The sequence below is a fragment of the Carboxylicivirga mesophila genome, assembly GCF_018271975.1.
Taxonomy (GTDB): domain Bacteria; phylum Bacteroidota; class Bacteroidia; order Bacteroidales; family Marinilabiliaceae; genus Carboxylicivirga; species Carboxylicivirga mesophila.
On record NZ_JAGUCN010000013.1, the window covers coordinates 77736 to 103543 of the forward strand.

22 protein-coding genes are annotated in these 25808 nt (G+C 41.6%); 7 read left to right on the forward strand and 15 right to left on the reverse strand.

Annotated features, from left to right (window positions below; translation table 11 throughout):
• Positions 1–162 precede the first annotated feature (162 nt).
• Both KEM09_RS12285 and KEM09_RS12290 read left to right on the forward strand, forming a co-directional pair.
• The gene (locus KEM09_RS12285) at positions 163–1173 is read left to right on the forward strand and encodes a glycosyltransferase family 4 protein (protein ID WP_212228687.1); all 1011 of its coding nucleotides are present in this window, start codon (positions 163–165) and stop codon (positions 1171–1173) included.
• Positions 1174–1191: 18 nt separating this feature from the next.
• Complete coding sequence (locus tag KEM09_RS12290; protein ID WP_212228688.1) at positions 1192–2685, forward strand: glycoside hydrolase family 130 protein; 1494 nt, start codon at positions 1192–1194, stop codon at positions 2683–2685.
• Positions 2686–2987: 302 nt separating this feature from the next.
• On the opposite strand, the gene KEM09_RS12295 is transcribed toward KEM09_RS12290, so the two are convergent.
• From KEM09_RS12295 to KEM09_RS12305, 3 genes are all read right to left on the reverse strand, one after another.
• On the reverse strand, positions 2988–3377 hold the full coding sequence (locus KEM09_RS12295; protein WP_212228690.1) for a VOC family protein: 390 nt from the start codon (positions 3375–3377) through the stop codon (positions 2988–2990).
• A gap of 289 nt (positions 3378–3666) precedes the next feature.
• Positions 3667–4497, reverse strand: coding sequence for a hypothetical protein (locus tag KEM09_RS12300; RefSeq protein ID WP_212228692.1), 831 nt, complete (start codon positions 4495–4497; stop codon positions 3667–3669).
• Between the two features lie 337 nt (positions 4498–4834).
• Complete coding sequence (locus KEM09_RS12305) at positions 4835–5497, reverse strand: hypothetical protein (protein WP_212228694.1); 663 nt, start codon at positions 5495–5497, stop codon at positions 4835–4837.
• Between the two features lie 338 nt (positions 5498–5835).
• Here KEM09_RS12305 and KEM09_RS12310 point away from each other — a divergent pair, with 338 nt between their 5' ends.
• Positions 5836–6129 (forward strand): hypothetical protein, encoded by a 294-nt coding sequence (locus KEM09_RS12310; RefSeq protein WP_212228696.1) that lies wholly within the window; start codon positions 5836–5838, stop codon positions 6127–6129.
• Positions 6130–6213: 84 nt separating this feature from the next.
• Here KEM09_RS12310 and KEM09_RS12315 read toward each other — a convergent pair whose 3' ends face one another.
• Entirely contained in the window at positions 6214–6963 is a 750-nt protein-coding gene (locus KEM09_RS12315) for an NYN domain-containing protein (RefSeq protein ID WP_212228697.1), read from the reverse strand.
• A 139-nt stretch (positions 6964–7102) separates the two neighbouring features.
• Here KEM09_RS12315 and KEM09_RS12320 point away from each other — a divergent pair, with 139 nt between their 5' ends.
• Positions 7103–8455 (forward strand): B12-binding domain-containing radical SAM protein, encoded by a 1353-nt coding sequence (locus tag KEM09_RS12320; RefSeq protein ID WP_212228698.1) that lies wholly within the window; start codon positions 7103–7105, stop codon positions 8453–8455.
• A gap of 64 nt (positions 8456–8519) precedes the next feature.
• On the opposite strand, the gene KEM09_RS12325 is transcribed toward KEM09_RS12320, so the two are convergent.
• The 7 genes from KEM09_RS12325 to KEM09_RS12355 form a co-directional block, all read right to left on the reverse strand.
• Positions 8520–9374: a glycine betaine ABC transporter substrate-binding protein gene (locus KEM09_RS12325; protein WP_212228699.1), complete on the reverse strand. Its 855-nt coding sequence runs from the start codon at positions 9372–9374 to the stop codon at positions 8520–8522.
• Between the two features lie 14 nt (positions 9375–9388).
• The gene (locus tag KEM09_RS12330) at positions 9389–10255 is read right to left on the reverse strand and encodes an ABC transporter permease (RefSeq protein WP_212228700.1); all 867 of its coding nucleotides are present in this window, start codon (positions 10253–10255) and stop codon (positions 9389–9391) included.
• 1 nt (position 10256) lies between these two features.
• On the reverse strand, positions 10257–11498 hold the full coding sequence (locus KEM09_RS12335; RefSeq protein ID WP_212228701.1) for a quaternary amine ABC transporter ATP-binding protein: 1242 nt from the start codon (positions 11496–11498) through the stop codon (positions 10257–10259).
• Between the two features lies 1 nt (position 11499).
• A complete protein-coding gene (locus KEM09_RS12340) occupies positions 11500–12657 on the reverse strand; it encodes a TonB-dependent receptor (protein ID WP_212228702.1) in 1158 nt (385 codons plus the stop codon).
• Positions 12658–13005: 348 nt separating this feature from the next.
• Positions 13006–14007, reverse strand: a complete 1002-nt coding sequence (gene egtD, locus KEM09_RS12345) for an L-histidine N(alpha)-methyltransferase (protein ID WP_212228703.1) — start codon at positions 14005–14007, stop codon at positions 13006–13008.
• Between the two features lie 7 nt (positions 14008–14014).
• Positions 14015–15307, reverse strand: coding sequence for a rhodanese-like domain-containing protein (locus tag KEM09_RS12350; protein ID WP_212228704.1), 1293 nt, complete (start codon positions 15305–15307; stop codon positions 14015–14017).
• A gap of 12 nt (positions 15308–15319) precedes the next feature.
• Positions 15320–16174, reverse strand: a complete 855-nt coding sequence (locus tag KEM09_RS12355) for an NAD(P)H-binding protein (RefSeq protein WP_212228705.1) — start codon at positions 16172–16174, stop codon at positions 15320–15322.
• 331 nt (positions 16175–16505) lie between these two features.
• On the opposite strand from KEM09_RS12355, the gene KEM09_RS12360 reads away from it, so the two are divergent.
• On the forward strand, positions 16506–17081 hold the full coding sequence (locus tag KEM09_RS12360) for an ExbD/TolR family protein (protein WP_212228706.1): 576 nt from the start codon (positions 16506–16508) through the stop codon (positions 17079–17081).
• Positions 17082–17303: 222 nt separating this feature from the next.
• Here KEM09_RS12360 and KEM09_RS12365 read toward each other — a convergent pair whose 3' ends face one another.
• Together KEM09_RS12365 and KEM09_RS12370 are read right to left on the reverse strand one after the other, a co-directional pair.
• Positions 17304–18563: a glycoside hydrolase family 88 protein gene (locus tag KEM09_RS12365; RefSeq protein ID WP_212228707.1), complete on the reverse strand. Its 1260-nt coding sequence runs from the start codon at positions 18561–18563 to the stop codon at positions 17304–17306.
• Positions 18550–20013, reverse strand: a complete 1464-nt coding sequence (locus KEM09_RS12370) for a BNR-4 repeat-containing protein (protein WP_212228708.1) — start codon at positions 20011–20013, stop codon at positions 18550–18552. Before KEM09_RS12370 ends, KEM09_RS12365 begins: the two co-directional genes overlap by 14 nt.
• A 742-nt stretch (positions 20014–20755) precedes the next feature.
• Between KEM09_RS12370 and KEM09_RS12375 the strand changes: the two genes are divergently transcribed.
• Both KEM09_RS12375 and alr read left to right on the forward strand, forming a co-directional pair.
• Entirely contained in the window at positions 20756–21880 is a 1125-nt protein-coding gene (locus tag KEM09_RS12375; RefSeq protein WP_212228709.1) for an amidohydrolase, read from the forward strand.
• Positions 21881–21882: 2 nt separating this feature from the next.
• Complete coding sequence (alr, locus tag KEM09_RS12380; RefSeq protein WP_212228710.1) at positions 21883–23031, forward strand: alanine racemase; 1149 nt, start codon at positions 21883–21885, stop codon at positions 23029–23031.
• A 29-nt stretch (positions 23032–23060) separates the two neighbouring features.
• On the opposite strand, the gene corA is transcribed toward alr, so the two are convergent.
• Positions 23061–24125: a magnesium/cobalt transporter CorA gene (corA, locus tag KEM09_RS12385; protein ID WP_212228712.1), complete on the reverse strand. Its 1065-nt coding sequence runs from the start codon at positions 24123–24125 to the stop codon at positions 23061–23063.
• A 285-nt stretch (positions 24126–24410) separates the two neighbouring features.
• Positions 24411–25808 (reverse strand): exosortase N, encoded by a 1398-nt coding sequence (gene xrtN / locus KEM09_RS12390; RefSeq protein WP_212228713.1) that lies wholly within the window; start codon positions 25806–25808, stop codon positions 24411–24413.

A 25808-nucleotide genomic window follows, 5' to 3' on the forward strand; every position in this document is an offset into this window, starting at 1 on the left:
CCTGATTAATTGGAGTGTTAATTGATACTGCCTCAAGAATTAAAACGTAAAGCCATGAAGCCAACACAAGAAAATTTTTCAACTGAGGATGAAATTTTCTTAACGATTTTCATCTCGCCGAAGCGAGATTAGGTATAGTATAATAAAACAAATTACAGGCCCATGAAAATAGCCATATTATCACCAATAGCATGGAGAACACCTCCCTTAAGGTATGGACCATGGGAACAGGTCGCTTCTAACATTACCGAAGGCTTGGTTGCCAAAGGGCTGGATGTGACTTTATTCGCAACCGGTAACTCCAATACCAATGCTAAATTGCAATCTATCTCGCCTACCGCTTATGGCGAGGACGATTCGATCGCTTCCAAGGTGTGGGAATGTCTTCACATCAGCTTCCTGATGGAACAAGCCAATGATTTTGATATCATCCATAATCACTTTGATTACTTGCCACTGAGCTATTCCAGACTTATCAAAACTCCAATGGTTACTACCATTCATGGTTTTTCATCACCTAAAATTATCCCGGTTTTTAAGCGCTACAACAACCATAATTTTTATGTTTCGATTAGCAATGCTGATCGAAGCCCTGAACTCAATTATATCGCCACAGTTTACAATGGCATTAATCCGGTTGATTTCACTTTTAATAGCATTCCGGACGATTACTTGCTCTTCTTTGGCAGAATACACCCTGAAAAAGGCACCTACGAGGCCATTCAGATAGCAAAAAGAACAAAACGCAAGCTTATTATTGCTGGATTGGTTCAGGATGAAGATTATTTTTACAGCCGTGTTAAACCTCATCTCAATAACGAAGACATTGTATATGTTGGTAATTCAGGGCCTAAACAGCGGGATGAGTTGCTGAGGCAGGCATTTGCCCTGTTACATCCGATTAGTTTCAATGAACCGTTTGGATTAAGTGTAGCAGAAGCTATGTTTTGCGGAACTCCAGTCATCGCTTTTAACAGAGGATCAATGTCCGAGATCATACTTGATGGTAAAACCGGTTTTTTAGTCAATACGCTTGATGAAGCCGTTGCTGCTGTTGATAAGACTTCAAACATCAATCGATGGGACTGCAAGCAGTGGGCTATCTCCAATTTTTCGCAAGATAAAATGGTTGAAGGGTATATTGATGTTTATAAAAGTATTCTGAATCATTAACAAATACATTACAAGGCCATGACAGTATTTAAGATTGAGGACAAAAACGCTTCGGAACTAGTGCAAAGGCAGAAAATAATCATCCATGGAGACGATTCTCGCGTCATCACACGCGCTCATATCCCAGGTGAATTAACGCGTATCAATAACATCATCAACAGGGTACTAAAGCTTACTAATGGCGGGGTTGAGCGGGAATTACAAAAAGTGTATCGTGATTTTGAAAGCAGACATAGAAATCTGGATCACCAGTTGATTAAGCATTTTAATAAAGTCTCAGAGTATATTCCAGCCTGCGTGCAGCTAAGCCAAAATATGCGGATGCTTATTGGCGCCTATTTAACCATGGAATACTCCATTGAATCAGCCGCTTTATTTAACCCTTCCATTGTTGCTCATCCAAACCAAAAATATGTGGTAGATGGCTGCCTGAGGTTTATTATGAGCTTGCGGGCCACGGGTGAAGGCCATATTTCCTCCATTGTTTTTCGCAGTGGGGTGATCAATACAGATGGTTCATTTTCATTTGACGAAACCAGCAGGTATGTCGAGCAAGCCTCGGTGTGCCACAACTCAGCCTATGACAAGCACTTGTTTCAATTGAAACTGCAGGATTTGGACGCCTGGGATGAAACAAGTATTCGCATATTTGACCAGATTCCGGACACCTTTTCTTATCAGGAGCTAAAGGTGAGCATAGGTGTGCTATACTTAGATACTGATTTTGAATGCAATGATAAAGTTATTGAGATCATTTACTGGGTGGCCAACTCCAACTATACGCTTCAGTTTGATGAAACCAGTAGTATTTCAGAACGGGTCATTTTTCCATCATCGGATAACGAAAGCAGGGGAATTGAAGATGCCCGTTTTGTAATGTTTAAGGATGACAATGGTGAAGAGACCTACTATGCTACCTATACAGCATATAATGGGTTCAGCATCCTACCCCAGTTAATTGAAACCAAGGATTTTCTCCGCTTTAAAGTGATGACTCTGAATGGAGAAGCTGTTCAGAATAAGGGAATGGCACTGTTTCCACGAAAGATTAATGGGAAGTATGTGATGTTATCGCGGCAGGATGGCGAGAACAACCACATTATGTTTTCTGATCATTTGCACTTCTGGCAATCATCCCAGATTATTCAGGAACCAACAAAGCCCTGGGAATTCATACAGATTGGCAATTGCGGGTCTCCTATTGAGACAGATAAGGGATGGCTGGTGCTCACCCATGGTGTTGGTGCCATGCGTCAATACGCCATTGGGGCGATATTACTTGATTTGGATAATCCTACAAAAGTGATAGCCCGACTGGATGAACCACTGATAACACCAACAAAAACGGAACGGGAAGGCTATGTGCCTAACGTTATCTATTCGTGCGGCGGCCTATTGCTTCATCAACAATTAATTATTCCATATGCCATGTCGGATATATCAACCGGAATAGCTACCATCAATGTAAAAGATTTACTTGAGTCGATGACCTTTATGAACAATAATGAGTAGCGGTTTCATATCTAAACAAAGCATTGTAATATACCCTATTAGAATTTAAAAGATAATGATTTTGTCAATAACATAACCAAGTTCTTTCAAAACTTATTGCTATTTTTACAAATGATAAAACATCAGACGAGACTATATAGAGACCTTGGTTTTAAGTGCTTTTGTAGTAATTTGGAAATAAGCAAATTATAAAAAATACAAAGAATCCCTTCAGGATCACATTAAAGCCTGTAAGTTAAAAAACTTACAGGCTTTTGTATTTTATTGGTGACAATTTTGGTGTTGAATGCATAACAATTGCATCACACTGTAATTTCAACCCAGTTTCCTTCACAATCTTCAATAATACTTTCGTAATATCCATCTCCTGTAGTGCGTGGTTCTCCTACTACATTATAGCCATCGTTACGAAGTCTTTCTGTTAAGCTATCAACTTTACTTATACTACCAACTGATATAGAAAAATGAGTTAATCCATAAGATACTGAATGTGGCCTGTCCGATTCTTCAATATCAGGTCGGCTCATAATTTCTATTCTGGTTTCAGCTCCCTGAAATGATAAAAAATAGGAATAAAAATTCTTTTTGGTATTTGTGTATTTCTCACTGCACTGCATCCCAAAATACCTGATATAAAACTTTTTTACAGCTTCAAGGTCTTTTGTCCAAAGGGCTAAATGTTCTATTTTCATACTATGTTATACTAAAATTTGAGACTAAAAGTAAGGAGCAAACTTCATAGAAGATTGTAATGATTGTTTCTTTTTTTTGCGGTCATGAGTTCCTTCAGCGTGTTAATGGTCATTTTGACTATATGAATTGAGTCTTATATGGCTGGTAATGATATCAAAAGACTTACCCTACTAATATCAATCCCATAGATGTCAATTTTGAACCTGTTGTGGCTAATCCTGAATTACTCGTGATGTTCAAACTTTGAATTAAACCGGTCTGAAGACATACTTATTGTGTGTTGGTTTATTATTTTGTTATTTCTTTCGCGAATAAGTCTTTTGTAATTCTATTGTACTTCCTTGATAAAACTTTTAATCTTCTCCAATCAGTTATTTGTAAAGTATCCGAAAAAGTAACTTCCATTATAGACATTTTCTCATTTCCTACGCCTAAGGAATGAAAGAAGAACGTCAATTGTTTTATTGTATCAATATTCTGGCATAATTTTCTATCATTTGTTTCAACTATAATATTTTCAATTGAATAGTAACCATTAGTTGAATCCTTAGGGATAAAACGAGTTTGGTAACCAAGTTTTTCCAGCCTTTTAAGTACAGTATCTTTTGGAACTTTTAAATCGTATGTTTTTCCTATGTAGACAGTACCTTCTGCTGAATAGCAAGTTCCCAAATATGATGTTGATGTTAAGGCTATAAGGGCAACTCCTAAAGCGAATGATCTTATTAAAGATAATCGGCGACAATAATAGATCTTTGTGTCTCTTTCTATATATGTTTTGGCAGCAGGTAAAATGCTCAGAGCAATATAATCTGTATAGTCCACAACTCGACCAAACCTCCAGAATGGATTTGTATTTATTATATCAATCAAACCATCAGACAAGGGGCTTTTCCAAAAAATAAACCAAATAGCTGTAATTGTACATGCGTATTTTTTAAGTTGAGGAAATATAAATGAAATAAGAACTGTAAGAATAAAAACACCTGCAAAATCCGATAGTTTTCCTGTTATCCAATTGCTGTATAAGCCTTTTAGAATATGATCATTTATCAACAAGGTTAAAACCGAAATAATAAACAATGGTTTTAGAACAAGTGCAGATTTAGTATTTCTCATGTTATTTCTCTTTATTAGAATTTCGTTCAAATACACACAATTAGTCTAAATACTATCTACCATATTTTGTAGTCACAACATAAACCATATCAAATCTATATGAATTATTTATCGCTTCCAAACAATTACTTTTTACTGATGCGGGCTCAAAACGAGTTTTTTCAGAAAGAAAGAAAAGCTAGCGTGATTTTACCTGAAACCTAGTCAGGTATGACTTAAGACCAAGCTAGGTTTGCATCAAAACCAAGCTTACTTTTTAAACAGCTCCTGTTTTAACCTTTTTGTAGGCTTCTAAAATATGCCATTGGCTGGCACTTGTTGGCTTAGTATTAGTGCACTATTCCAGCAGTGTTCCGTCATCAAAAATTATGTGCCGGGGTTTCCAGGTATAGTTTAAGTCCTTCAGGTTTTTGTTTTTAAGGTCGTCGTGTATCCCCATGAAGTCAATGTAGTCGGTGCTGTTGTTCCATATTGCCTCATGCCCTGCACTAATGGACTGATCGTAATGAAAATAGATGGTGTTAGGCTCATCAAACACCCCATTGAACGACACATCGCCAATAACGGCAGTAATGCCTTTGTCTGACTTATTTCTGATGAGGAATTTAAATGTTAGCTGATTCCGATAGTGCGACTCCTCATACCCTTTTTCGAGACACACCACCTCTACTACCTGGTTGAGTCGCGCAGTTTTCAAAGCCTCTTGCCTGGCTGCCTCTGCCCTAATGGCTTCCTCTGCTTCCATTCTCTGCTGCTCTGCCGCCCACTCCTTCCCTTGCGATAATATATCGGCATAGGTAACATCTATCAGGCGCTTGTTTTCTGCTTTTAATCGAAGCAATGCGCTTTCCAGTAAGGCATAATCAGCCGAATCGAGCTCAACTTTTATTGCTGCGAGGTATTTTTCGGCGGTCTCGTCGTAATACTTCTGCTCCAAAGGCGACACACAGGCGAAAAACAAGGCCGCAAGTGCTGCAAATATTAATGGTTTTAATCTCATGCTGTTATATATCCATATTATTGCCATTGGTCTGTACGTGATATTTAATGGCCCATAAAGATGCATAATTTCTGGTATTTTCAGATGGTCATTCACCAAGCTTTCGCCAGTTAATATAGACTGTTGTACCTTAATATTTTGCCTGTTTCAACTATAATTCACTAACTTGTATCTGGTGCCGGTTTCCAGTCTACTAAAACTTTGAGCATAAGCTGTTATACAAAGTCAACTCAAATAACGTTTCGACATCTTTAACTAAGTGGATAGCAACACACAACTGTCATGCTCAAACCAATCGCCACACTACTGTGATTTTTAATAATCTGAAAAAGTACAATATGATTCCTGAAAAATTTAAAAACTACTATCTGGGCACGAACAATTTGTTTTTCCCCGGTTATGATTTTGTTATCAAGCTAAGTTTTCCGCGTGTTTTTGTTCGCTTTAAGCGCGCAGAGGGCTATTATGCCAATTTTGATAAATTCTTTAAAAGTGTTGCTGAAGTGCAATACCTTGATGGCAATAAGCCACCGAAGGTTGAAGAACAGCTCATATTAAATGAGATATGGGATTTTCTGACCATGGTTAAAAGTCCCGGCGAAGATGATTTTTTGGAAAATAACACTACCTGATGAGTCTTTACAAAGCATTGCGCATTTTATTATAAGCCTAGCAGCAGTTTGCCATACGTTTTAATCATTACCGCCTGTGCCACCTTATTTTTTTATGTGTTTCTTTAGCTTGTTCTTCACATAGATCAATTTGTGTCGGCTATTGGGGCTATCCCTCTGCTCTATCTCAAATCGATTGATGGAGTCAATCAGCGGAGTCAACTTCTGAAACCCATAGTTACGCGGGTCAAAGTTGGGGCGTTTCTTTTGCAATAAGCTGCCTACATCACCTAAAAATGCCCAGCCGTCGTCATCAGACAGGTCGGTGATGGTTGCCGCTATCAGCTTAATTTCCTTTGAGGTAATTTTATCAAACGTTTCTTTTTCATCCTCCTTATCGTCTTCATCCTCTTTTTCCTTGGCCCTGGATTTAAGAATTTCGATGTAGATGAACTTATCGCATGCAACAATAAAGGGTGTTGGCGTCTTTTTCTCTCCCATCCCAATCACCAGCAATCCGGCTTCTCTCAGGCGGGTAGCCAGTTTGGTGAAATCGCTATCGCTGGACACCAGGCAAAAGCCGTTGACTTTCTCAGAGTAAAGGATATCCATAGCATCAATAATCATGGCCGAATCGGTGGCATTCTTACCAGCCGTATAGGCATACTGCTGTATTGGTGTGATGGCATTCTCCAACAGTACCTTCTTCCATTTATTCAAATCTGGTTTTGTCCAATCGCCATATATTCGTTTAATAGTTGGGTTGCCGTATTTTGCAATTTCCTCCATCATTTCTTTGACGTTGGCTGATGGGATATTGTCACCATCGATTAGTACTGCCAGGTTTGTATTCATAAGGTTATGATTTTTGATTAGCCATTGAAGATTGGCTGATAACTATTTAATTGAATGTGAAGTTAATCAATAATATGACTGTACTCTAAAATATTCGTACCTTATAAGGATATTTCTCCAACATTTAAAACCATTGATAATGACCATCCTCTTGATTTCACCCACTGTAGATGCTCAAAAAAGAACGAACAAAGGCCTGATGATACCTCAGTTGGCGCTCTACATACTTGAAGGTTTAACGCCTGCCCGCTTTACAGTAAAGGTGATTGAAGAGGAAGCAGAAACAGTGGATCTGGATCAGAACTGTGACTTAGTCGCCATAAGCTGCATGACGGCCAATGCACCGCGCGCCTACCAGCTATGCCAAGCTTTTAAAGCAAGGGGCAAAACAGTCATATTGGGCGGAGTACACCCCACTTTATTACCCGATGAAGCCTTACAGCATGCCGATGTAGTAGTTATAGGCGAAGCCGAGGGTGTTTGGGAAACCTTGCTCACTGATTTTGAAAACAAGGCTTTGAAACCAACTTATCACAACCCGGCACCTAACCTGGAAAAATATGTGCGTAAGGATTTCAGAAAAATAACGCAGAAGCGTTTGTTCAATATCATTCCGATAATGACTACACGCGGCTGCCCCTATAATTGCGACTTTTGTTGTGTTACCAACCTTTTTGGAAGTAAAATACGTCATATCTCAGTTGAGAATGTGGTACGTGATATCAAGGAATCGAAGGCCAAGGTTTTTATTTTTTTAGATGATAACATCATTGGTAACCCAAACTATGCCAAAGCTCTTTTCAAGGCCATCAAACCATTAAAAATCAAATGGGTTGGTCAGGCCTCCATTTCTATTTTGGTTGGCGATGACGAGCTGATACAACTGGCCGCAGAAAGTGGTTGTCAGTCGCTTTTTTTGGGTATCGAAAGTGTTTCTGTGAAGCAACTCCAATCTATGCGTAAATCGTTTAAGGAGATCAATGATTTGAAACGTGCCTTCAAGAAAATCAATAAGATGAAAATTCTTATCCATGCATCCATTGTATTTGGCTTTGATGACGACACCAAAGAAATATTTGATGAAACAGTACAATTCCTGATAGATAATAAAGTTAGTACAGTCTCTTTCAACGTGCTAACGCCCTATCCGGGCACCCGGGTTTATGAGCAACTCAAAAGCGAGAACCGTCTCATCACAACAGACTGGAAGTTTTATGACCACAATACGGTTGTATTTACCCCTAAACATATGACACCTATAGAACTGCAACGTGGAAAAACAAAAGCCAGAAAGCAATTCTATAGCAGAACATCAGTACTAAAGCGACTATTGGGCAACTGGTTCAAACCAATTGTCTATCTATCGATGAACCTTGGGCACATGAAGCAGGTGAAAGTAGAACGCCAAAGACTGGCAAACTTAAGCACAACGCTTCTGGCCGAACCTATTATTGCCCCTGCATCGGTCGTTAAAGAACCAGAAGCATTGTAACAGAAATAAAAAAGGGCGCCAACCAAAGCTGATTAGCACCCTTAATGCATTGATTTAATGGCTTTTATTGCTTCAACCAGCTATTCACCAGTTCTTTATTTTGAGCCACCCATTGCTTGGCACCTTCTGCCTGATCTTTATATTCTTCCATAAACATCAGCATCTGTCCCATCTGAGCTTCATCCAGCTTAAATTTGGCAAAGTAGTTAGCCGCAAACGGGTCGTCTTCCTTAAAACCCTTGCGCGCATAGGTTTCGATGTTTTCGGCCTGCCCGTAAACACCTTTGGGATCCTCAAGAAACTTTAACTCATAACGACCAAATACCCAGTGAGGCGCCCAGGCAGTCACTACCACCCACTTTTGCTTGTCAATAGATTTCTTCAATTCGCTTAGCATGGCAATGCTCGACGAATTCATGTGCTTCAATTGCAGTGCGTATTCTTCAACAGCCACATCTGTTTTCGCTGTGATGCCGGCCCCTTTTTCAATGCCCACAATTCGGCCGTCAAACTTGTCAGCATGCGCATTCAGCTCTTCAATGGAATTAATATCTACATATGCAGGCACCGCCAGGCCAATCTTAGCATTGCCATAGGTAACGCCAACGCCTTCGATTTTACCTTCGAACTTAGCCACCTTGCTTCCATGTGTAACTGGCAACCAGGTATCCATAAATACATCCGTATCGCCATTGGCCATCGAGGCAAAAATAAGGTCGACAGCCGCCTTTTGCGTTTCTACTTTATAGCCATTTTGTTCCAATACCACCTTGGTAATATGCGTCATGGCCACCCCTTCGGCCCAGCCATCCACATAGCCTATAGTAATATTTTTGGTATCGTCTGATTTTTTGGCGCCATTGCAGCTAAATAGCATTACTGCAAGTGCCATCATTAAGCCAATTTGTATACTTTTCATATTAAATAGTTTAATTATTTGCGTTTAAAAATGTTAGAAAGTGAAACGACTTTTTTCTTGTTGGATTGTCCCAGTGCCTGCGTGATGCGATCCAGCACAATGGCCAGTATCACCACTGCCAGTCCGCTCTCAAATCCCAATCCAATATCCAGGTTATTAATCCCCTCCAGCACTTTTTCGCCCAGTCCACCAGCAGCAATCATACCGGCAATCACCACCATCGACAGGGCCATCATAATGGTTTGGTTCACCCCTGCTAAAATGGTATTGAGGGCTAGCGGAAGTTCCACCTTAAATAAAATTTGCTTATTCGTCGCACCAAAAGCTCTGGCCGCCTCTTTGATATCTGCCGGCACCTGTTTAATACCCAGTGCAGTAAGTCGCACAGCTGGTGGCATGGCAAAAATAACAGTTGCAAAAGCGCCCGGTAGCTTACCAATACTAAAGAACAAAACGGCCGGTATCAGGTAAACAAAGGCCGGCATGGTTTGCATCAAGTCCAATACCGGGCGAATGATACGCTCCACGCGTTCACTCTTGGCAGCCCATATACCCAATGGCAAGGCCTGTACCAAAGCAATGACTGTTGAGAAGACAATCAGTGCCATCGACTCCATGGTCTCTACCCAGAAACCCATCAAGTAAATCAGCAACAGACCGCAAGCCGAGAAAATGGCCACCCCACGCCCTGCTTTGAACAAAGCCAACAAGCCAATAAGGGCTATAACCACATAAAACGGTGTGGTTACCAACAGCCATTCAATGCCTTCGATGCTGGTGTTGCCAACATTCTTTATCAGATCAAATACCGGTGCAAAATTATCAGTTAGCCAATCAACAGCTAACTCAATGTACTCGCCTATATTTATTATCTTTTCCATATTACTGCTCGCTTGCTTGCTCTTTCAGTTCAACAATTTCCTCTTTATTAAAACGCGTTGATTCAATAACCAACGAGGTTTGCGTCACTACCCCCAGCAAACGCCCGGTAGCTTCATCCACAACAGCAATGGATGATTTTGTGTTGGTGATAAGCGGTAACATCTCCTCAACAGTTACTTCAGGGTACACACTCGGGCATGTTGTGGTGATGAAGTCTTTGATGCTCTCGGCATTCTGCTTTTTAGCCTTCAGCACCTCGGGCAGCCAGATGAAGCCCTCAAATACCTTATTTTTGTTAATGACCGGCAACACCTCAAACGCCGACTCTCGGATTTTACGCAGCACCGATTCGGGCCCGTCCTTCTCTAACGTTACGGTATTAGGTTTCCTAAACATTAATGAGCCGGCTGTGATGATGGCTTTACGATCGACCTTCTCCACAAAGGCTTTGACGTAATCGCTGGCAGGCTTCTTTAGAATATCTTCTGCAGTGCCAATTTGTTCGATGACCCCATCTTTCATAATGGCAATGCGATCGCCCAGTTTAATCGCCTCATCCAGATCGTGCGTAATAAACACGATGGTCTTTTTAAGCTTCTCCTGCAGCTCAATCAGCTCATCCTGCATATCCGATTTAATCAATGGGTCGAGTGCCGAAAAGGCTTCATCCATCAACAGAACCTCCGGGTTGTTGGCCAGTGCACGGGCCAGGCCCACGCGCTGCTGCATACCACCAGAAAGCTGCGATGGCAACTGGTTTTCAAAGCCTTTTAATCCCACACTCTCCAAAGCCTCCTGTGCCACCTGTAAGCGCTGTTCTTTGTCTTCACCACGTATCTCCAGCCCAAAAGCTGCATTTTCAAGTACCGTGCGGTGCGGCAGCAAGGCAAACTTCTGAAACACCATACTCATTTCGATACGTCGGGTTTCGAGTAATGCCTTGTTATCTTCTTTGGTAATGTTCACCTTATTGACAATCACATCACCGGCTGTAGGGGAAATCAAACGGTTCAGACAACGCAACAAGGTTGATTTACCACTTCCTGACAGCCCCATAATCACAAATATCTCACCGGTTTTAATCTGCAGGTTGGCTTTGTTTACACCCACAGTGCACCTGGTTTTCTCAAGTATCTCGGCCTTACCTGCTCCCTGCTCCAGCATCTTCAGAGCCTGCGCCTTTTTCTTCCCAAAAATCAGGCTCAGCTCTTTTACTTCAATTTTAATATCTCCTGCATCCATATTAGAAATAATAGCCTATGTTAATATTAAAACGGGCCTCCCACTCAGCATCCGGATTACCGGCTCCCAAACCATTGGTCCACTCAGGGCTTAGCCAAGGCTGGTTTTTACCCATTGCATAGTCGATGTAGGTGTAAATAGGACCAGCGCTTACCATCACTCCTGTTACATTCATAAATGCATCTTCAAAACCGTCGTTGCATTTATCAAGCATGCCAAAATCGTTGTAGAAGGTAAAACTTGAGATGTGCTCCCAGTTAACCGGTAGCGTATAGGATGCGCCTGCTGTATAGGTGTATGCTTCTGCTGCCACCATATAGGAGGCTCCGTAAGCCACAAAAGCGATTAAGTCCTTGCCCTGCTCCAGCGGGTTTTCAGCATTGTACTTGTAATAGGCTACCCCGGCCTTTAAACCAAAGCGATTAACCTTTAGCTGATAATGCCCTTCAAAGGCATAATGATTACCCAACTCTTCAGTATCCAGGTTATAAAGTCCACCGTATTGCGCTGAAGTTCCGACATGATGAGCCACCGCATCGCTGCCCCAGTTATAGCCTACGCGGCCGTTAAGCTGGTTCACCTCCTTATTGCGCAGCACCGTTTCGCCATCAATCACAATGGAGCCTACATCGTAAGAGTAGCGGCTGGGATCGGTATCGGTGTTGGAACCAAAACGCAGTTCCTCAGCATTTTTAAAGAACCCCAGATCCAGTTCCCAGTTGTTTTTTCGATACGAGTACTTGATACCCATATCGTAGTCATCTTCTAAACCCACATAGTAGTTCATACTAAAAAAGAAACTATTTGAGTTGTAAGGCAATATACCAAATGGTACCTGGGTTAATCCCAATTGCAGGTTGCTGTTATCATTCAGTTCATAACCCACATAACCATGCTTGAGCATGCCACCGCCAAAGTCAGTAGAATACAGACGGTACTCTGCATCAAGACTCAGCTTTTTATAGTTGGCTTTAGCATTTAACCTGAACACATCCAGTCCAAAATCTCCTCCTCTTTTTTGATGTCCCTCTTTCCACGATGAGTAATTGTAATTATAGCGTAAAGCACCGCCAATGGTTACTTCAGGTTTATCCTGAGCCAATACAGTAACAATTGGTAATAGTGCGCACACCATGACCATCCTAAATTTTAAATACATAAAATTTTATTTAGAAATAAATATAAATTGAATATAAATGACGAAACACGGGTTGTCAGAAACCCATGTTAGTTGATTCAAACAAGTATCAGATAAGTGCAGGTGGAATGAATCTATCCAGCTGTTTTTTGAATACTAAATTAAATGCGGTAAAAACTCGTTCGTTATTTTGTTCGTGCAAACTATGCGTCATGGGGCGCAAAAGTAGTCTTTTTTTGCAAGAATCCAATAATTATCATCAGATGCTAAGTGTAACAAGGCTTTTTGTATTGAATTGACACCTGCCGATATCCTACTAACGACATGCTAAGGCCATAAAGCAGGTGCTAATTCTCAAGATCAATAGCTTTAAGACTTTAAGTAATAAGCCAGACTAAACCACCCTTTGGCATCGGTAAATACTTTCTTGACTTGCATACCGCCATGATGGCCTAGTGCTTCTAAGTGGTTCTCTGTAAACTTATGTGAGTTTTCGCTATGAATGGTCTCTCCCTTTTTTAGTTGAATCACTTGGTTGGCGGCTCTCAATTGAACATTAATATCTTTCTGAGCTTTCAAATGCATTTCAATACGCTGTTCATCCTTATTATAGAAAGCCCAATGTTCAAAATCATGCACTTCAAAACTGGCATCAACATGCCGGTTGACCACCTTTAGGATATTCTTGTTGAAAGCAGCGGTGACGCCTTTGGTATCGTTATAGGCCTTTTCAACAACCGTTATATCCTTCACCATATCAACCCCTAACAATAAAGCATCGCCTCCATCCATCACCTCGCCTATCTTTTGCATGAAGTCGTTGGCTTCGGCTGGTGAAAGATTGCCAATGGTACTACCCAGAAAGCAGAACAAGCGATGCCGGCGGCGCGGCATATAATCGAAGGAGTGCAGAAAATCAGTTACAATGCCCGTAATGCTTTTAAAGTTATGAAGCTGACTAATATCTTCAATTGATTTTGTGATGGCTGACTGGCTAATATCAACCGGATAATAGTTAATGGTTGAAAGAATGTGTGGTGGAATTGGCCCGATCAGTGTTTTAATTTTGGAAGAATCACCACTCCCCAACTCAATAATATCTAAATCATAAAGATCGATTTCCAGCTGATTAATAAGCGTAGACAGTATCTCCATCTCACATCGTGTGGGATAATACTCATCCAGCCTTGTAATCGCTTCAAAAAGTTCCGACCCTGCTTGATCGTAAAAGTACTTGGGTGAAATATATTTTGGAGATGCCGTTAAGCCCTCAATAATTTCCTGTCGGGCTGTATCAATCCCTTTTTTAGGGAGGTAATTAACAATCTCAAGCTCACCTATCTTAATAATGTTCTCGTCTAAATAATTCATAGGCAGATTAGTTTTTACCTGGAATACCTGTTTCGCAAGGATTATCAGGAGCGTTACTCCACTCAAACCAACCGCCATCGTACACCGATACGGTGGGCCAGCCCATCAGCCAGGCATTATAAAAGGCCTCACTTCCACGCCAGCCAGTTCCGCAATAAAAGGCCAGTCGCTTGTCTGCTACTATACCGGCCTCCCGCCAAATATTACTTATCTCACCGGCCTCCCTGATTGTATGGTCCAGATTGCGGTAATTCTCCATATGGTAGGCATCGGAGCCACAGTTGCCAAAGATCGAACCAGGTATTCGCCCTTTCTTTTCGATGTAATTATAGCCGCTCACTTTGCCAATGTACTCCTCCCAGCTGCGTACCGAAACAATATCGGCATCGGCATCGGCAATCATCTCTTTAGCTTGAGGTGTATCAACAAAAAAATGTGGATTGGCCGGTATTTCAGCACCAAAATCAGCCACGGCACGTTTAGGCACATCATCGGTACTGATTTCATAACCTGCATCTTTCCATGACTGAAAACCACCGTTCAACACGCGTACATCTTTAACACCTGCATACAGCATAATAGCGCAACAGCGAATAGCTCCCAAATGCCCGGCCGCACTTCCCGGAAATTCATCCATATTATCGGGCCACATAAATTTACCATAAACCACAACCGTAGTATCTGCTGTAATACCATGAGATTCAAATGCTTTTTTCAGCTCCTCCGGCAACCGCCTGTTCCATGTTTCGGGCGCCTCCAATGCCAAAGTATCCATATCTATGGCTCCAGGAATATGTCCCGACAAATATGCATCGCGGTTACGGTAATGTGCATGCACAATTACTACATTGTCCGACTTCAGTCCGGCAGGTGTATTACAATCAACCACCTGCTTAACCCACGATGCCGGCACTAGCTGCTGATAGCGAGGTAAAGCATCCATAGGAAGGCTTGTATTTGTTGTCCATTCCTTTACAAGGTTTTTATAAATATGAATATGCGTGTAACCAGCTTTCGCAAACAATTCGGCCACCTGTATGCTGTTATCATCATGATAACTGTATAACACAAGGGTGTGATGTGGTAATATCCCTTTAGCTCTAACAATTTCAATCCAATCCATATAGCTGGTCCATTTCAAGGGTAAAGATCTTGCTCCCTTGATGTGTCCTCCGCGTACTTCACCATTTAGTGGCCAGCCATTGTATGCGTCGGCCTGGCGCACATCTACAATATGCACATTAGGTTTTCCGATGAGTTCTGTTAGTTCTTGTGTTGATACTTCCGGGTAATGAGTCATTATAAAAGATATTTAGTGAGATTGCTTTATATAGGCCTGAATCATTTCATCCAGTGTTTTATGGTTACGCCTGGTTACTTTCTGGTAGTCGGATATTCCATCAAAATCACCTGTCCTAATTCCTTCATATATGCCACCGATGACTGTACCAAGAAAGTCGCCTAATGCCGCCTTTCGCTCCTTCACGTATTCATCAACCGAAATACTTTTGTAGAATAAATTTAGCTGAAAGGCTTTATTAATGGCATCGGCTAATTGCTGCTGGTTAACAGCATCGCCAAACAGGTTGTAGATGGCTCCATTCAGCTCATCATTGCATAACAAATGATAATAGGCACAGGCCAGTTCAGCACGTGATGTATAACCGCATTTACCTTCGGCTGCACAATTAATGATGCCACCCTCTCTGATATAGTGCTCAATGTATTCCAAATCAGGTTCGATGTAAATACCGTTGCGGCCAATAGTCCATTGCAAACCAGATTGTTTAATATCTTCTTCTGTCTGGCGATTACTGGCTACAACCGGACTAAAAGCGTTGCCAGTTTCAGGCCCATAAATGCTGGTATAAACAATTTTGCGGACACCATTCGCTTTAGCTGCTTCAATGACGTTACGATGCTGCTGTATGCGCTTATCAGGCAGTTCCATACCTGATACCAGCAGCACGGTTTCAACGCCGTTCAAGGCAGCCTTCAGCTCTTGTTTGTTATTATAATCACCTTTTCGTATTTCAACATCCAATGGCTCAGCTCTGCCCGGTGTGCGGGCAATACCAATGACTTGTTCAGCCCCTATCTCCTGTTTGAGTCGTTTAATAACAGACGCTCCCAGGTTACCACTTGCTGTTGTTACTGCTATTTTCATACTCAGTGTTTTTTATTCAAGAGGCAATTTATGCCAGTTTTCAATGCGGCAAAAAGTCAAGTTACGCCAAAAAATGGTAAAAACGGAACTCCTGCCGTTGAATTCGGTGCCATCAAACAGGTATAAAATTGCTCTGAGATCAGTTTTATCTGGCTACCGGATGGGCTGTATCAAAGTATCTGTTGACCGTTAAAGCAGAAAATTAAAACCACCTCATTTTTTTTATGTATAATAATGATGAGCATTACTATTTTTTTTCTATCTTACAATTGTCTTATTCGAAGCCATAAAACGCAGGGTCAATTATTATTCACTTCAAAAATTGACAATTATGGCACGACGAGAATCCCAGGAAGTTAATGCCGGCTCAATGGCCGACATTGCATTTTTACTACTCATCTTTTTTTTGGTAACCACCACCATGGATTCTGATAAGGGACTTGGAACTATTTTACCGCCCTATGAAGAAGAACCACCTATTGATAATAAAGCGAAGAACGAACGAAATGTATTTGAAATACTGGTGAATGCCAATAACCAACTGATGGTAGAAAAACAGGAAATGGATATTGCCCATCTGACTGAAGCCACTAAGGCGTTTATATTGAATCCAAACAACCTGCCTGAACTATCAGATAAGGAGACAAGGAAAATTACACTGCTGGGGCAACGTCAGGTAAGCAAAGGTGTTATCTCATTACAAACAGCCAACGACACCAAATACCAGGTTTACCTGATGGTGCAGAATGAGCTTATCAGGGCATTTAATGAAATGCGCAACGATTTTGCAATCAGCACCTTTGGTAAGGAATACATTGATTTGGATAAGGATGAAAAAGAAGCTGTGAGGCAGACAATTCCTAAGCTTATATCGGAAGCCGAACCGGTTAAGATTGCTTCCAGGTAGTCTTAGATGTCAGGTTGTTATGCAGCAATCTTTAAAACAGACTTCTCCAATTGAATTGCACGCTAAAGAAGTAAGATAGGTTTGACAAAAGCGACAGTTTACATTATTCAGGCTTTTTTGCCATGAACAATTGCTTTAATCCCTAAATATAAAAAAACCCTTCGACAAACACTGTTCGAAGGGGTTTTTTGCAATACAATTCAACAAGTAAAAACCTCTAAACTAGTTGTTTAAATGCTTATAACGAATCAAAGCTTCTAAAAAGTAATAGTCGGCATAATTGAGCGGCACATCCACTTCTGAATTGGCAGCCATGTATCCCACACTGTGCTCCAATATAAAGTATGGATTGTCAACCGACCTGTAATGATCCGACAGGTTATGAAGCAACTCTTTTGCAAATGCATAATAGACATCACCCTTGTCGCTTACCTGACTTAGCTCAAACAATGCAGAACACGTAATGGCAGCTGCAGAAGCATCTCGGCTCGGCTCTTCCTGCTGTGGCATCTCAGCCACCCACGAAGGTGCATAGGCGGCATCTTTAACATGGTAATCCCATGATGGCACCCTGTCATCGGGCAGATTCGGGTGGTTGATGATATAATCGGCAATATGCTCGGCCTGCTTCAGGTAACTCTCGTCACCTGTGGCCCGGTGCGTTATGGTGAAGCCATACAGCCCCCAGGCCTGCCCCCTGGCCCACGACGACTCATGTGAATAGCCCTGATGGGTGTAACGTCCTCTCACCTCTCCCGTAATGGTATCGTAATCGAGCACGTGGTAACTGCTGTAGTCCTCTCTAAAATGGTTATTTATAGTGGTATTGGCATGCTGAATAGCGATGTTGCGGTACTTATTGTTGCCTGACAGCTCAGAAGCCTTAAACAATAATTCAAGATTCATCATGTTATCGATAATAACCGGATACTGCCACACATGACCATCGCGTGTTTTGCCACCTCCCCACGATTTGATGACTCCAGTCACCGGACTGAAGCGGGTTGACAACGACTCCGCCGCATTGATCAATACCTGCTGATAGGCAGTATTGCCGGTCAATCGCAAAGCGTTTCCGTAGCTGCAATTAATCATGAAACCCACATCATGATTACCGGTGTAGTATTGTATTTTATCCAGCCATTCGGTGGTTAGGATGGCTTCTTGTTGCCAGTGCGCGTCACCGTTAAGCTCGTAGAGGTACCAGAGGCTGCCGGGGAAAAAACCGCTAGTCCAGTCATACGGACCAACATAGGCAATGGAACCATCTTTTTTGACCGAGCGTGGAAACTTTCCTACCACACTGTCTTCTTTCATCGCGTTTAAGGCTGCATTCAGCTGCATTTGCGCAAATGCCAGATTATCCTCTGTAAACTTTTGTTTTGGACTGGTGCAGGCGTTGATTAATAGTAAGAGTGTTAGCAGAAAGCCCACTGCGCCTAAATTCAGCATATCAAGCCGTTGATTTTTAGTTTTCTTCATCGATAAGGTAATTTATGCGTGTTTTATAATCGGTATAATGTCTGTATTTCTTAGCGACCATCCACAGAACAACAGCAGGATCATCAGTTTTCATATTTTTAGGTACAAGGGGGCGCACATTGTCATACTTTGAATTCTGGGTAATGGCCTTGTTTTCCCAGTTTTTTCCCCTATCGCTTGTTACCCATTTCTCAATCTCGAACGTGCCTTCCACATCGCGCGACAAGTAAACGATTCCAGGCTGGAGAGGATGAAGCGACATACCTGCCGAATAGTGTGGTTCGGGCTCCACCTGGCCTTTGGGTGTTTGCGGAAACCATTTGCCGGCATGACACATCCGGTTATCAATCCAATGACAGCCATCAAAAACGGCATAATGATAGAAGTGAGCCGTTTCCTCGGGGTAACGGGCATATAATATTACCGGGTGACCTTCTTTATCAACACTCAGGTCGTATATCCAGGCTCTGCCGTTCTCTTTGGTGGCTTTGTAAACCAGGGTAGCATCCTCTGGTTCAAAAGGGATGTTGTTCATATCACAAATCTTAGTGCCATCGGCTTGCCAGAAGGCCCCCTTTTCGTAGCAGGCATAATACACCGAATTGAGGGGCTCGTTGCGCGGATGTCCATCGGTAAACAAGATGTGAATCTTTGATTGACCATCGGTATAGTAGCATACATAAGGGCGGTTATTACTATCAAAGGGGATGTTGGTGATAAACACTTTACTCTTGACAAAGGTCTGCCCGTTATCATCCGACCAGGTGATATTGGGCTTATAACCGGTCCAGCGGCCAAAACAGTAGATGCGGTTATTCTCCTTTTCCAATCGGAAAGGATTGGCATAGGTCACTCTCTTGTTAGGATAGCGTTCCAGTTCTTCAGCATCGTAGATGTTGTGTTCGATGGTTCGGCCAAACTGCAGCGTCTCTAACGGAGCAGGTGTTTTGTTGATGCGCACTTTGTGATCAAAATGCTTTGAATAAGCCATCAATATATCATGATTGGACAGCTCAGCAAATCCAGGGTTAGCATGATCGTCCTTATCAAGTTTTGATTCAACTCTTTGGAATTGCACCTTGCCTGTATTGTAATTTAACAAGCCTGCTTCGAGGCAGCCATTACTGGTAATCCAGCCCGTAATAAGCTCGTTTCGATCGTTATCAAGGTAGATGGCCCTTGGCCCTGAGAACCAACACCAGGATCCATTACTGGTCAGTTTCAGGATACTGATATCTTTCTTTTCCTGTGGTTTTTGGCTTTGTTCTTCTTCAGCACTCGTCACAATAGATTTGTTGCCTAAATCCTCAGATTGGGCATAGCCAGTGACTGTATGAAAAGCCATTAACAATAGCACTATCGATTTTTTCAACAGCATTGGCTTATTATTACCTTTCAATTGAATGCTTAGCAACAGATAAACGCTGACAAAAACACTTTTTAAATTCATAATAACACACTTATAGTATTTCACATTAGTTCTAAATAGGAATTGATGGCACTATTAAAGCCTAATAGATAGCCATCGGTATGCTAAAAACCCGCTTCAAAACAATTGTATTGAACACATCAATAAGATACAGACATATTCTATTTTTTCTGATTAAGATGCATACCAGATCACGGGGTAATACATTGTAATATTATAAATTTCATTGGGATATGCCAATCAACTATCTAATAACAATGTTGCGAATATTACATAGTTAGCAGCCAGCTGAGCCTTGGGTTCTAATCAAGATAGACAGAATATTTTAAGCATCAGAATATAGACACCCATAAACACAAACCAATAGTTTCCATCACGTTGTGTTTGTTCTAATAGTGTGATCATATTACATCATTATGCATATTTAAATCTCTTGGAAATAAAGAAATTTCAGTGAAAATTTAGAATCTCCCTTTTCCTGGCACTACATTTTGTGATTCACTCTCTATTTTACTATCTTCCAAACTCATTGGTGGAGGAATACCATCATGATCTTTGTTTATTGCTTTAGCTTTTTATACAGGTTTTAAACTTCTTGTTTCTATGGATGGCCTGATTAATCGGTAATGTTAATTAATTACCTGCCATAAAGTGGTAGGTAAAGCTATAAAGTCACCCATTCACGTAGGTAAGTTCACCAGTCATTTATCAATGACAGCAATAGACAAATCATTATGAATCTGAAAATTAAACACACATGACAATGACTAATATTATTGGCCTGCGTCAGTATCTACATCAACATCCTGAGCTTTCGAACCAGGAGTTTGAAACGGCTGCATATATTAGCAAATTTATACAAGAACTGCAGCCTGATGCCATTTATAATTCTGGCTCAACAGGTAAAATCTTTCTGTTTAAAGGTTCTGAGACCGGCCCAACAGTTGTTTTCCGTGCCGAATTAGATGCCTTGCCCATCCGCGAAACAAACATCTTACCATATAACTCGCAGACACCAGGTGTGGCCCACCTATGCGGGCACGATGGACATATGGCTATTTTGGCCGGACTGGCCCAACAGATAGCCAAACAGAGACCTCTCAAAGGACAAGTTGGGCTGCTGTTTCAACCTGCCGAAGAAGTTGAACAGGGGGCACGCGATGTAATGGAAAGCGAGGCTTTCAGGCAACTTAAGCCTGATTACATCTTTGCCCTGCATAATATCCCCGGCTATCCGCTGCATCAGGTACTTGTTAGGCCTGGTAGTTTTTCGGCGGCCTCGCAGGGAATGACCGTTAAACTGACGGGAAAAACATCGCATGCTGCCGAGCCGGAAAACGGCCTAAGCCCGGCTGGCGCCCTGGCCCGCATCATTGAATCGATGCACCTTTTGCGCGAGCAAAATGAGCTTTTTAAAAACCTGATATTATTAACAATTATTCATATCAAGCTAGGCGAGATAGCCTTTGGTACTTCGCCGGGTGAGGCCGAAATACGCATCACCTTGCGTGCTTTTGAAAACGCGGATATGGACATTCTAACACAGGAAGCCATCTCGCGCATCGAAAAAATTGCCAAAGATGAGCAGCTAACCTCTGAGTTCAGCTTTTCTGAGGTGTTTCCGGCCACTGTTAATCACACCGAATGCGTAAGACTGATCGAACAGGCTGCCAAAGACCACAACCTGGAGGTCAGCCATTTAGAACAGCCCTTTAAATGGTCCGAAGACTTTGGCTACTATACCGAGCATATTAAAGGTGGCTTCTTTGGTCTTGGTTCTGGAGTTGATCAGCCTGCCTTGCATAATCCTGATTTTAATTTTCCTGACGATATACTTTCTACAGGAATCAAAATATTTAAATCGATTTACAAAAAACTAAACCTTTAAAGATGAATAAAACCTCATTGATGACATTAGACTCAGAAGCTGTAAAAAACAATATCCAATTTCTGAAAAAGAAAATTGGTTCGAAAGTCAAGTTATCATCAGTAGTAAAGGCCAATGCTTACGGCCATGGTATTGAACACCTGGTGCCAGTGTTAGAGGAAGCTGGTGTGGATCATTTTTCGGTATTTAGTTTCGATGAGGCACTCAGAGTAAGGCAATGTACAAAATTAGCTCCTACCATATTAATAATGGGTTGGATTGGAAATGAAGACCTAGCACGAGCTATTAATTACGGCTTTGAGTTTTTTGTCTTTTCACTTGAACGCTTGCAGCTGACATTTAATGTAGCAAAAGCTCAAAAATGTAGTGCTAAGATACACCTGGAAGCAGAAACGGGCATGAATCGTTCGGGCCTGAATATGAAAGAGCTAAAAAAAGCCATCTCCATAATAAAGGCAGATCCCAAGCATTTTGAGTTGGCCGGCTTTTGCACCCATCTGTCGGGCGCCGAAAGCATCTCTAATCACCTGCGCATACAAAAGCAACTCAAAAAATATAGTAAAATGCTGGCTATGCTGGAAAACGAGCAGCTGACTCCCCGCTATAAGCACGTGGCCAATTCGGCTGCTACTTTCGTCTTTCCTAAAGCCCGATTCGATTTGGTGCGTATTGGCATTATGCAGTATGGCTTTTGGTCTAGTGCTGAAACTTTTATTCACTATATACAAAACCAAAAGACCAAAGAGGATCCGCTTCAACGCATTCTTAGCTGGAAGAGCCGTGTTATGGCTATTAAGAATGTTATAACTGGCGAATTTATTGGCTATGGCATATACTACCTGGCTCAATCGGATATTAAAACGGCTTTGGTTCCCATTGGTTATGCATGTGGTTACAGTCGCTCACTTAGTAATAAAGGGCGTGTGCTTATCAGCGGCCACCGTTGCAGTGTTATTGGCTTGGTTAATATGAATATGATTATTGTTGACATTACGAACGTACCGGATGTGGCAGAGGGGGATGAAGTTGTTATCATCGGTAAACAAGGAGATCTAGAAATAAAAGTGTCTGCTTTTAGTAATATCAGTGATGAGTTAAACTACGAAGTACTGGCACATCTGCCTGGCGACATTGAACGAAGAGTGGTGTAATCAATAAATTAGTCCTTGCATAACAGCCACTACAGCCACTTCTTGCGCTTAAAATACCAAAGCATTACCAGCACTGTTATAATAATGACGCCCCACATGATAAAATAGCTGTATTGATAATGCAACTCGGGTATGTGGTCGAAATTTGTACCATACACCCCTGCAATAAAAGTAATGGGAATGAAAATTACCGAAAAGATGGTCAGCATTTTCAGTACATCATTAAGTTTATAGGCCACCGTGGTATGAAATATATTCAGTTGATCAGATAAGATATCGCGGTAGTTATCAACTGCTTCATTGGCCAACTCAATATTATGCCTCAGTTCATCCAGATGCACCTGAATACTGTCATCAATCAGCTCTGAATCTAACCTGCAGAGGTTTTGAATCATCTCACGGCAGGGCTTTATTATTTTGCGTAAATAACTGATTTCCACCTTGTAGGTATTAATTTTCACCAGACTATCGGATGATGGTTTTTCGATGAGCTCATCATCCAGATCCTCAATCTTTTCGCCCAGACGGCTGATGATGTGCAGGTAATTGTCAATCACAACATCCAACAGGGCAAACGCCAGATAATCAGCATTAGCACTACGAATACGCTTTTTATTTTTGCGTAAGCGCTCTCTTATAGGGTTAAACACGTCTCCCACTCGCTCCTGAAAAGATATGAGCAAATTATTATTGAAAACCAACACGAGATTTTCTGATGTTATTTGGTCTTCGTCATCATCAAACTGCAGCATTTTAACCGATACATACAGGCAATTGTCGTATTCCTGCAGCTTAGGTCGGCGGTGCGTATCCAGGACATCCGCCACCACCAGTTTATCTATCTTCAATTCAGCAATCAGCTCCTCCAGCACCCTGGTATCGTGCAATCCATCAATATTAACCCACGAAACAGCTTCTTCAGACTGAAAGTCCTTAATTTCTGATATTGAGGCCAGCTCCCGTTCTTCTAACTGGTTTTCACTGTAATTAATGAGCCGCAACTTGACAAAATCAAGTTTTTGCTCTCCCAGAAACCTTAACTCATAAGGTGATAATCCAATTGCTTCTTTTTTTGCTTTTAAAAACCTGGCCATATCTTTAGACAAGAATTAGTATGAATCAAACGAATATACTATTAATGCACGAAATAATTTCATTTCCGCTGCTTGTATTCTATAAGCATTTGCATGCCTACTCTAATTACCAATGTCATTAATTTAAGGGGTTTTCGTGCCGTTAATCACTTCCAGATACTACCCCAAACCCCTAAAGGGGCTTACCCTGCGCGTTGTTCCCTTTAGGGAAGCAAAGGGTGAGTGTGAGGGAGACTCCTAACTTAATGACATTGACTCTAATTACTCGCTTCCATTTCAGACCAGTTAATTAAGCAGCTGCTTCGTAATTGTCAAACAAGCCTCCCTGCTTGGGGCCGATACATTAATCACACTAAAGGCTGCATCCCCTTTTATAGCTGCCATTCTCCATGTAAACTGACTACAGGTATGCTGAAGGCCATTGGTATACCACCAGCACGAATACAACACCGGTTCTCCTTCCTTGTGTAATTCAAAAGTGAATACCTCATGATGATTGATTTGCACCATATTTTCATTAGCTATTTGATAACCACTACCGCGCCAGCAAATAAACGGATGATGATCGGCACCCAGGAAAAATGCCGGAGGCTTTACATACACTAAAGCATGGTTGTTGCTGTACTTCACTACACCATCTTTTGTAATGCTTTGTTGCATATCAGGTAAGTGAAGAGATGGTGTTCCAGCTTGGCTGTGAACATGATTTTGGCGCACCAAGGCTGATCCTGCTACCAGTAGAAATAGAAAAAATACCTTTCGAAAGGTGACTTGCTTGATGACAGGCGCCTCATGCCTTTTCTCACTATACAACGGCCGCATATAAACAGCCAACATAACCAGAGGCAAGCAAATATTGATGCTAAATACCAACAGGCCAATAATCTCGTGTATAATGGTGCCGGGCATGGCCCGGAAAAGTACTGTAAGGATGATGCGTGAAATGTTACCACCTATCACCAATAGCAAGGTTGCCAGCAGAAACAGTATACAAAGGAAAATACCAATACGTTTATTAAATCGCCGGGCCATATAGGCCAAGGAACTAATCGCCACAATTAGAGCCGCAGAAAGCATATTAAGTCCCATACACTCCGGAGCAACAGTAAAACTCACGCCATCCATCACCAGGCTATTTCCGGCTAATTCGATGGCCGGAAATATAAGAGCTAATACCTTGCCTGCCAGACGGGTTAAAAATAAACGTATTGAAAAGCTAAACACCTGAAACAAATACTGGAAAGCAGGAGTACTTATACCCGCCAATACATAGGACAACAGGCCCGGTTGTTTAGGTGTTAGCATTAAAGCGAGTAGTATAGAAAGGGTAAAACCCATATAAAAAATGCTATATACATGTGTCAGGTAAAACAGACCTAAAAACAAGGCTGATGCTACAAACGTAAATTCCGTATATCGCCTCGCCCTGTTGTTACCTAGTGTTAATGGTAAGGTGACAAAAAAGAGTATTTGCTCTAAACTTAACCCTCCATAATTAGCAAATACAGGTGTGGCAGCCAGTATTAGCAAACCAATCAGCATATAAGCCTTGTAATGGCTTATTTTTAATGCCTTTAGCCAAAGATGCCTCATGGTTTCCATGGTATTAGCCAGCTTGATGCACAAACCTGGATGATTAACGCACAGTACTAAGGCCAGCTGCCTGACAAAACGATAGATCAT